Source organism: Niallia nealsonii (genome assembly GCF_002835805.1).
Lineage (GTDB): Bacteria > Bacillota > Bacilli > Bacillales > Cytobacillaceae > Niallia > Niallia nealsonii.
In genome coordinates this window covers 1-8,456 of sequence record NZ_PISE01000075.1, presented here as the reverse complement: position 1 = coordinate 8,456, position 8,456 = coordinate 1, and the positions used below count along the sequence as shown (strand labels likewise).

The window sequence follows — 8,456 nt, the reverse complement described above, 5'->3', positions numbered from 1 at the left end:
ACACAGAACTTCCTGTATGGAGCAAAGCAATGATTGGGTTAGAAAGTGTAGAGTCTTTAGTAAGCAAAAATCCAGCATACAATCAAAAAGACTTAGATGAAATTTTTGTAAATGTTCGTGATGCTGCTTATCATATTATTGAAAGAAAAGGCGCAACTTATTATGGTATCGGAATGTCTCTAGTGCGTATTACAAAAGCAATCTTAAATAATGAAAATTCTATTTTGCCAGTATCTGCTTATCTTGACGGACAATATGGCCAAAGTGATGTATATGTAGGAGTGCCCGCTGTCATCAATCGTGATGGCATTCGTGAAATAGTTGAACTTGACCTTAATAAAGAAGAACAAAAAAAATTCGACCATTCTGTAAAAGTATTAAAAGAGACAATGGCTCCTGTACTTTAATTAAATTAATCAGCAAAACAAGTCCAGCATGGGATATTCATGTTGGACTTGTTTTTATATCACAGAAAAGTTCATATTTTTCCTTTTTAACTTTCATATCTTTCATAAATATTGCGAATAAAAAAGGAATTCAAGTATGCAATAAAAGAAAAACCTAAAAAAACACTTAGATATAAACAAAAAACAAATAAATATGGGGATATCAGCATTAAAACCACTGGGAATAATGAAATAATTAAAATCGGCATTATTTTAATAGGATTTGCAGCTGCCATTTTTAATGTATTGCCAATTGACTCTTTTACTGAATTTTTAAATCTAGAAATATACGGAAAAACAAATAAAATAGTAATAAGATAAACTAATGAAAAAAAGAATAAACTTATATGTACCAGCAAAGAGAATGGTCCTGCATATTGTTTCAGAAAAGAATAATCTATATATAATATGGACCCCATAATTACTAAGAAAATCCATATAGCGGTACTTTGCTTAAAATTTTTTTTGACTGCCTGAATAAAGCCTGCCAATAAGTTTACCTCTTCATTTCTAACCATTTTTAGTGTTATCGCATAAAGGGCAGTAGTTGACGCACCTATTGTAATAATAGGTAAACAAAATAATAGAAACAGACAATTCAAAAGCATTAATTCGCAAATTTTTAATAAAAATCGGTATAAAGGTCCATTCCATTCAAAGATATGGTTCATTCATAGAGTACCTCTCTTCTACTTATAATATGCCTCCTGATAAAAAAACTGGCACTATATCATTCACTTAAGCATTCTTTTAAGGCAGTGAATGTCTCTATATAAAGCGAATTCTACAGTGCTTCTCTAAATTTTTTATTCTTTTACTGATCCCACTACAATGCCAGTGATAAAGTATTTTTGCAGCAGTGGATATATCACCAATAAAGGAACACAAGAGATGACTATTTTTGCAGCATTCAGATTTCTATTTGATACTTCACCCGCATTTGCTAAGGAACTGGCACTTGATCCTGCTTTTAACATATCTTCAATACTGATTGTTAAGGACTGTATATAGGTCATTAAAGGATAATTGCTGACTTTTGTCATATATATTAATCCAGAAAAGAAGTCATTCCAATTTCCTACAATACTAAATAAAGCAACCGTCGCTAAAGCTGGCATGGATATCGGAATATATACTTTCAGCAAAACTTGCAATGGATTAGCTCCATCCATTATTGCTGCTTCTTCTAAAGATTTTGGCACACCAATAAAAAAATTCATAACCAGAATTATACTAAATATTTGTACTGCCCCCGGCAATACTAGAGACCAAATTGTATTTAAAAGATCTAGATTTTTAACAATCAAGTATGTTGGAATCATCCCTCCATTAAATAACATCGCAAATATGATAAGATTCATATAAATACTTCTGCCTTTGAACTCTCTTTTCGATTTAGATAAAGGATATGCCATTGTAACAATCAAAATCATATTAATAATAAGAGAAAGAACAACACGCTGAATAGAAATTCCAAAAGACCGCCAAAATTGGGCATCTTCCATAATCATCTTATATGCTTCTGTTGTAAAACTAACTGGCGCAAGACCTACTTTATTTGCCGCAACTGCCTCACTTCCGCTAAAAGAGATCGCAACAATATTCCACAAAGGCAGCAGACAGGTTAGCGCCAAAAAAATCACGATTACATATATAGAGATTTTTCCAAATCGTGCTGAAAAGCTTTTACTTTCTATCAAAATTCCCTACCCCCTAGAATAATTTTCGGTCCGTAAATCTCTTAGCTGCATTATTCGCTGATACTATTAAAATAATGCCTATTACCGATTTAAATAAACCAACTGCTGTCCCAAAACTATATTCACGGCCAATTAATCCAATTCTATACACATAAGTATCAAGGATATCACCTGTCTCATAAACCATTGGTGTATATAAATTATAGACTTGATCAAAACCTGCATTAAGTATGTTTGGGAGACTTAATACTGCCAGCAAAAGAATAATTGGGAGCATTCCTGGAAGTGTAATGTGCCAAATCCTCTTCCACCAATTAGCTCCATCAATGCTGGCAGCTTCATGCAAGCCTGGATCGACTGCTGTTATGGCTGCTAAATAAACAATCGAATTATACCCAAATTCTTTCCAAACATCCGTTCCAATGATTAATGGTTGAAAAAGTTTGTTGCTGCCAAGAAAGTTCAGTTTTTCTAATCCCAAAAAGGCTAAAATCTGATTGACTATCCCGTCTAGGTTAAACATATTTAAAACGACGGTTGCTAATACAACCCATGAAAGAAAATGCGGCAAATACACCACTGTTTGAATCGATTTTTTTAAGAATTTAAGGCGGATTTCATTTAAAAGAATAGCAAATACGATTGCCAATAAAGATCCTAAAATAATTTTGCCTAGTGCAATCACTATCGTATTTCGAAACAACTTTCCGATATCAGGCAAAGAAAACATATATTTAAAATGATCTAATCCTACAAATTCAGAACCTAAAATACCTTTGGCTGGTATATAATCTTGAAATGCCATAATGATTCCAAACATAGGAACAAAGCTAAATAAAATTAGAAATATCATTCCAGGCAACAACATTCCATGATAAAAAGCTTGTTCCTTCGTCCATTTCTTCACTTTTTCCTTTTTAGTATTAAATTCTGTTTTTTTAAAATTTTCGGTTATTTCACCTTGGAGTTTTTCCATATTTTCCTCCTTAACTAATAAGAGCTGCATAGCAGCTCTTACGGTTATTAATTACTGCCCTTTTTCTAGTTCTTCTTTAATTTCTGAGATGATTTCATCCCCACCTTGTTTTTTCCAATTAGAAACATAGGTATCAAAATAATCTAGCGGCTTATTGCCCGTTACTATTTTTATAAAAGACTCTTCTTCTAATTTCCCAAGATTGGCCCATTTTTTCTCCATTGTTTTTGTCGTGCCAAAAAATACAGGAGTCGTCCAATTAAATGCATCCTTTTCTGATAATGTATTAATCATTCCCATGCCAAGCATTCTAGAATGATATTTGGACCAGGAAGAAGTATCAGTATTTGCAGGATCTTCTTTATAAGCTTTTACACTTTCTGCATCTATTTTTAGACCAGCTTTCGGTATATCATCGATAGAAGTTTTGCCATCTACTGCAGATTTAATATAAGAGTATTCCTCTAAAACATTATTAGCGTTGTATACTTCAATATTAAACGGTCTAGTTGAACCATCTACTGCAAGTTCATTATATTTCGAAATTTCCGGATACTCTGTTTTTAAATCTTTTGTATTGATAATCTCATCATAAAATAAATTTAAGATTTTTATGGCCAGCCCAGGGTGCTCATAATCTTTTCTAACCACAATAAACTGTCCTGTTGGATTATTATGAACAACGTTAACCTTTCCATTTTCACCTTTTATAGAGTAGGCTGCGAACTCTGCATTTTTATCCATTCCTTTGACAGTAGATAGCCCCCAGTCAGGAATATGCCAAGGTCCAGTAACAATTCCTGTTTGCCCTTTAGTAAGAAGAGCCATTATATCATCCCAAGTTCTAGTTCCAAACTGTGGATCAATAATTCCCTTATTAAACCAATCTGCCATTACACCAAGTGCTTTTTTTGTACTATCAGTGGTGGAACCATACATAATATCTCCATTGCCATTATCCAGCCAAAATTTAGGATGTGCATTAAAAACTGCTGCTATGGATGACATAGTAAGTCCAGATCCGCCATAATCACTAGCATTTAACCAAGTAGCAAATGGAATTCCTACTGGATTTCCAGAATTTCCAGGGTCTTTTTCTACAAAGGTTTTTGCCGTTTTTTCTAACTCTTCTAAAGTGATTTGACTGTCTCCATCACTGTCTAGTTTTATCCCAAGTTTGTCCATCCAATCTTTTCTGATCCAAACCATATTTGGAGCAGAATTTCCTATTGTTGCTGGAATTGCCATTAGATGTCCATCAAATGTAGCATCCGCTAGGTTTCTTCCATCATAAGTATCATAAATACCCTTGATGTAATCGCTTGCATTTTTATCGTAAACTTCAGTTAAATCTGCAATTAAATCATTTTCAACTAATTCTTTTAATTCTTCCTTGGAATCAACACGCATCATATCTGGCAATTCCCCTGATGCAATTGCAAGTGCAACCTGCCTATTATAGTCTTCCCCTTCAGCTTCAAATTGATCTACAATTTTTACATTTAATTTATCCTTCACAAGACGTGTGTATGCATTATCCTCATATGTATCTCCTTCAGGCAGTTTCGGATTTGCTGCTGTGACGCGCCCCATTTTAATGATTGTTGCTCCATCCTTTGTTGAAGAATCTTCTGATGACGAAGACTCCACACAAGCTGCTAAAGAGATTGTCAACGTAGAGGCCATCAAAGCAATACCCATACGTTTTAATAGTGATCTATACTTCATTCGTTTCCCCCCAAGTAAGTTTATCTCAACAAACTGCTAACCTTTCTGCTCCTAAATAATGGCCGTTATTTAAGCTTAAGTATAGTTTAATTGATTGCTAGTTCCTTTGATATATTAAATAAACCGTTTTCATGTACTTTTTTCCGGAAATTTCTGCCTGTATTGTAATCTGCAAATCTAAGATGATATAATCATCATGAATTATATAGGAGGGAAAAATATGCACCGCATTCTGATTGTAGATGATGAAAAAGATGAACGAAATGTCATCCGTTTTCTTCTAAATAAATTCAATTTTGAACTTGATATAACAGAAGCCGCCAATGGGAAAGAGGCAATCTCTCAATTAAGAAATCAGTCTGTAGATATTCTATTTACCGATGTCAAAATGCCCTTTATTGATGGAATACAGCTTGCAGCAAAGGCAAGAATAATTAATCCCGATATCCAAATTATTTTCTTCAGTGGTCATGATGATTTTGACTTTATCAAAAAAGCGCTATCTTTACGAGCGGTCGATTATATCTTAAAGCCTGTAAAACCTCAAGAATTTCAAGATACTATTCTCTCAGTCATACAAAATATTAAAACTTTAGAGAATGAAAAAGTTCAAAAAAAAGCGAATACTTCATTCCTTAAAACCCATATTCTATACCGTCTAATAAACAAGACGCCATTAGATATACTAAAAAATGAATACCCTTTCATAGACTTTGATTTTTTGAATGAATATTATCGATTAATTCTAATCCAGTTTGAAGAACCGTTCTTCGATACTCTTTCTAAAGAAGAGGATACTCTTTTCTTTTACGAACAGATTAAGAAGATTATCCCTAGCACTTGCGATTTTATTGATTTAAATCCATTTCAAATCTTGATATTGCTGAAAAATGACGCCAACTACTTAGAACCACCTATGCAAATTGCAAGTAAAATCCAAACAAAAATTTATTCTGAATACGGAATTCAATGCTATATGTCTGTTAGTAAAGAGCTTTCCACTTCTAGTGAGATACCGATAATATATGAAAAATTGGAAGAGTATCTAGAAGATCGCTTTTTCTATTCTGAGACCTATATTTATCCAATTGATACCTCTATCACACAAGAAACAGAATGGTTAGAACACGATGAACACCTTTTACATGCTATCCAGGAGGCAATTCAATATGTTGATACATTTAGTTTGAAACAAAACATAAATATTTTATTTCAAAAATATTATCAAAAAAAGGAGTTTTCTCATATTTATGTTCGTTATTTATTTTCAAGACTTTTGCAGTTGCTTTGTCAAGTTTTAAAAGAATATGACGAGAAAACTGTTAACGAAAAAATGAGTGCAATCTATTCTTGTAAATACTTCTCAGAAATTGAAAATATTTTATTAACAATTCAAGAAAAAGTGATAAAAAAGTTAGAGAAAAAAGAACAGTCCCCAAAACATGTTATCCATATTGTTCAGCAGTATATAACCGAACACTACGGAGAGGATTTAAGTTTAAATATACTTGCTGAAAAAGCATACTTATCTCCACGCTATTTAAGTGAGGTGTTTATTCAAGAAACTGGATGCGGGCTCAATAAGTATATAAAAAACTTCAGAATGGAGAAGGCAAAAAAGCTTCTTCATAATACAAATATGAAAATTAATGATATATGTAAAGAAGTAGGCTACCAAAATTTTTCGTACTTCTGCAGAAGCTTTCGAGAAAATTTCGGCACAAGTCCAGAGAAATTCCGTCAAATGCACGGAGAAAAAAAGAAAGAGAACTATTAGTATGGTCAAACTTAAAACCTGGTTTAAGAACTTAAAATTCAGAAGTAAAATACTCATTATTTGTTTATTAGCAAGTCTATTGCCTGTCGTTGCATTGGGTTATTTTTGTTATTATCAAATCCAAAATTTATTGATAAATCGCGAAAATGAAGTATTGGAAGAATCTTTAAATCAAGCAATTTTAAGTTTGGATTATAAAGTAAATACTTATTTTAATATAATCAATCAAATTACTTGGGATGAAGATGTTAAAAGAGGAGTAACTTCTGACTATGCCAACTCGTACGAAATGTACTTGATGTATCGAGATATATTAGATCCTTTAATTTTGACTGCACGCAATTTGCAAAATGACATTAATACAATCACGATATATAGCAACAATAAAACGATATATTATCATGGTGATATTTTGCGTCCTTTATCAGATATAGAACATACTAGTTGGTATCCTAGTGTTTTAAATACCACATCTCCCAAATTAGTTGCTTCAGATTCTGATCGGACACTTAAAGTAGTCTGCCAAATTTTCGATCGTTATAATAAGAATATTGTTTATTTGGACATAGATTATAAACATGTTTTTAATTCGATGGCGAGTTTATTTGAGGACACATATGGCATAATCATACTTGATGAAAATAATCAGCCTGTTTATTCTTTTGAAAATTTTTCAAAAAAAAATAATTCATATGAACTTTCTTCAGATGAATTATTAAAAAAATATAAAGATGGATCCTTAGATCAAGATTATGTATATAAAAAATCTGCACTTTCTTCCTATAATTGGACAGCCTATTTATATCGTCCATTAGGCACTGTTTCTGCATCTACTTCCCAAATTACAGTGACGGTTATACTTGTGATTTTTTTATGTATTTTATTTTTATTTTTGTCCATTTACTTTCTTTCTATAATAGTAGTCCGACCTTTAGAAAAACTAGCAAAAAATATGGAACAGATCGAAAAAGGAGATTTGTCTGTCACTGTCACTAATACATCTACTGATGAAATTGGCCATTTAATAAGAAAATTTGGAAATATGGTCCATAAATTACAAACGATGATTGATGAAGTTTATAACAGTAAAATTGCTCAACAAGAATATGAAATGAAAGCATTGCAAGCACAAATAAATCCCCATTTTTTCTATAACAGCCTTTCTCTTATTAATAGTAAGGCCATTATGACAGAACAAGAGGATATTAGTAAGATGGCTCAATTGCTTTCAACATATTATCGCACCACATTAAACAAAGGGAAAAATATCATTTCAGTAAAAGACGAATTAGAAAATACCACTTCATATATTCAAATTCAGCGTATGATGCATTCCAATTCTTTCGATGTTCATTTTGAGATTGATGACCAAATTTTAAATTACACAATGATTAATCTTCTTTTGCAGCCATTAGTAGAAAACGCAATTAACCATGGCATTGATCATAAAGAAACGCCTGGAAAAGGCATCCTTACTATATCAGGAAAGCAATCAAATGATAACCTGATCTTTACGATAGCTGATAATGGATGTGGAATCAGCCCAGAAACATTAGAAACTATTCTCATTACTAAAACAAAAGGCTACGGGATTCAAAATGTGCATCATCGTATCCAACTAAATTATGGAGAAAAATATGGTTTGTTTTATAAGAGCAAATGGATGGAAGGAACCACTGTTACTCTTATTATTCCGAAAAAACAAGGAAATTTGCTCTACTAATTTATAAAATAAAAAAGCCTGAAATTTGCATAAGTGAACTGCTCCCTGTCAAGTAGACAGTGGAAATAATAAAAGACCTTTAAACGGCTTTAGCTCTATATTCTAA

Annotated in this window: 6 protein-coding genes and 1 pseudogene; 3 read left to right on the top strand and 4 right to left on the bottom strand. The window is 32.3% G+C overall.

Annotation, left to right across the window (positions count from 1 at the left end):
- Positions 1–407: pseudogene (locus CWS01_RS21865) on the top strand (L-lactate dehydrogenase); the annotation flags it as partial.
- 86 nt (positions 408–493) lie between these two features.
- Here the strand turns inward: CWS01_RS21865 and CWS01_RS21860 are convergent.
- The 4 genes from CWS01_RS21860 to CWS01_RS21845 all read right to left on the bottom strand — a co-directional run bounded on the left by CWS01_RS21860 (position 494) and on the right by CWS01_RS21845 (position 4,850).
- The gene (locus CWS01_RS21860; RefSeq protein WP_101179666.1) at positions 494–1,117 is read right to left on the bottom strand and encodes a YesL family protein; all 624 of its coding nucleotides are present in this window, start codon (positions 1,115–1,117) and stop codon (positions 494–496) included.
- A 135-nt stretch (positions 1,118–1,252) separates the two neighbouring features.
- A complete protein-coding gene (locus CWS01_RS21855) occupies positions 1,253–2,146 on the bottom strand; it encodes a carbohydrate ABC transporter permease (protein WP_101179664.1) in 894 nt (297 codons plus the stop codon).
- Positions 2,147–2,159: 13 nt separating this feature from the next.
- A complete protein-coding gene (locus CWS01_RS21850) occupies positions 2,160–3,014 on the bottom strand; it encodes an ABC transporter permease (protein WP_205161168.1) in 855 nt (284 codons plus the stop codon).
- Positions 3,015–3,173: 159 nt separating this feature from the next.
- A complete protein-coding gene (locus tag CWS01_RS21845) occupies positions 3,174–4,850 on the bottom strand; it encodes a type 2 periplasmic-binding domain-containing protein (protein ID WP_101179660.1) in 1,677 nt (558 codons plus the stop codon).
- 220 nt (positions 4,851–5,070) lie between these two features.
- On the opposite strand from CWS01_RS21845, the gene CWS01_RS21840 reads away from it, so the two are divergent.
- Both CWS01_RS21840 and CWS01_RS21835 read left to right on the top strand, forming a co-directional pair.
- Positions 5,071–6,627 (top strand): response regulator transcription factor, encoded by a 1,557-nt coding sequence (locus CWS01_RS21840; protein WP_168714444.1) that lies wholly within the window; start codon positions 5,071–5,073, stop codon positions 6,625–6,627.
- Position 6,628: 1 nt separating this feature from the next.
- On the top strand, positions 6,629–8,350 hold the full coding sequence (locus tag CWS01_RS21835; protein ID WP_101179656.1) for a sensor histidine kinase: 1,722 nt from the start codon (positions 6,629–6,631) through the stop codon (positions 8,348–8,350).
- Positions 8,351–8,456: the final 106 nt, after the last annotated feature.

What these genes read in the sequence shown, in the direction of transcription:
- CWS01_RS21860 (WP_101179666.1), bottom strand. Translation starts at nt 1,117, where the DNA reads ATGAACCATATCTTTGAATGGAATGGACCTTTATACCGATTTTTATTA.
- CWS01_RS21850 (WP_205161168.1), bottom strand. Translation starts at nt 3,014, where the DNA reads ATGTTGTTGCCTGGAATGATATTTCTAATTTTATTTAGCTTTGTTCCT.
- CWS01_RS21845 (WP_101179660.1), bottom strand. Translation starts at nt 4,850, where the DNA reads ATGAAGTATAGATCACTATTAAAACGTATGGGTATTGCTTTGATGGCC.
- CWS01_RS21840 (WP_168714444.1), top strand. Translation starts at nt 5,071, where the DNA reads ATGCACCGCATTCTGATTGTAGATGATGAAAAAGATGAACGAAATGTC.
- CWS01_RS21835 (WP_101179656.1), top strand. Translation starts at nt 6,629, where the DNA reads ATGGTCAAACTTAAAACCTGGTTTAAGAACTTAAAATTCAGAAGTAAA.